The 1183-nt window shown below is 65.2% G+C and carries 2 protein-coding genes; one reads left to right on the top strand and one right to left on the bottom strand.

Annotation, left to right across the window (positions count from 1 at the left end; all coding sequences use genetic code 11):
- Window positions 1-489, bottom strand: a 489-nt coding sequence (locus tag EN984_RS35330; protein WP_127384390.1) for a DUF2270 domain-containing protein, incomplete at its 3' end; no start/stop codon positions are given.
- Window positions 490-647: 158 nt separating this feature from the next.
- Between EN984_RS35330 and EN984_RS35335 the strand changes: the two genes are divergently transcribed.
- Window positions 648-1183: gamma-glutamylcyclotransferase (locus tag EN984_RS35335; protein WP_127384391.1), on the top strand; the 536-nt coding region annotated here is incomplete at its 3' end.

Here is a 1183-nt window from a genome sequence, read left to right on the forward strand (position 1 = left end):
TATCTTGAGCACCCAGGCCAGCCAGAGGATCAGGAACAGGTAGATGTAATTCCGCCGCAGCCGACGGGCTAGCGCGACGCGCTGCGACAGCAGGAATTTCGGCGCGCGCAGGCCTTCGCCGACGATGAGCAGCCAGTCCGAGGCGAAGTCGGGCTGTGGGGAAAAGATCTGCGCGAAATAGTGGCGTTCGAACTGGCGTACGCGCGCCCGATAGAAATCGAAGAACCGATAGCGGCGCGCCTCGATCCACAGCAGCAGCAGGATCAGCAGCATGGCGAACAGCAGCACGCCGTGATGCGCACTGGCCGTCGAGAGTGATACCGAAAGCAGCGCCGCCACCACCGTGATTGCCCAATTGGTCGTCAGGTCGAGCCGGTCGCGCCATCCCGCCATGCGAGCGATCTCGGCGCGGTGGAAATGGGACAGCGTGTTGACGCGCTCCGCCGATGAAAGGACGGGGCCAGCGGGCTGTGCCGACGCATCGTTCATGGCATCCTCCGGCAAGGAACAGAACAGTTTGCCGGCAACATCGTTCCAAGACGCGTCACGCAAGAGCGGCATCGGCCACTCGTGATCTATCTCGGCTGCACGGCCCTTGAGAATCCTTCAGCCTTCAGCAACATGGCGGTAGGACTGGGAGCGCGAAGATGAGCAAGGCCATTTCCACCGCATCATCGAGGGTCCCGCGCAACACGCCGATGGCGCTGACCGAGGCGTTGGTCGCGCGCACCATGCGTGCTGTCGAGGATGCCGGGCCGACGCCGGGCATGGTTCACATGACCGATGCCGACTATGCGCGCATCCGCGACGAGGTGCTGGCCGGCGCTCCGGCCGGGCCGCTGAAACTATTTGCCTATGGCTCGCTGTTGTGGAAGCCCGCCGGCGAGGTGAGGGGCGGAGAACGCGCGGTGGCCAGCGGTTGGCATCGTTCGTTCTGCTTCACGGTGCAGCGTTTTCGCGGCACGGTCGAGCAGCCCGGCCTGATGATGGCGCTCGATCGCGGCGGCCAGTGCCAGGGCATGGTGTTCGAGATCGCGGAACCGGTGGCGGCTAACCTCGAAGCGCTCCTGCGCCGCGAAATGACCATCCTGCCCGCCGTCAACGTGCCGCGCTGGCTGCAGGTCAGGACCGAAGGCGGCCCATGTCGCGCGCTTGGCTTCGTCGTCGATCCCGCCAATCCGCG

Source organism: Mesorhizobium sp. M7A.F.Ca.CA.004.12.1.1, from assembly GCF_003997835.1.
Classification (GTDB): Bacteria; Pseudomonadota; Alphaproteobacteria; order Rhizobiales; family Rhizobiaceae; genus Mesorhizobium.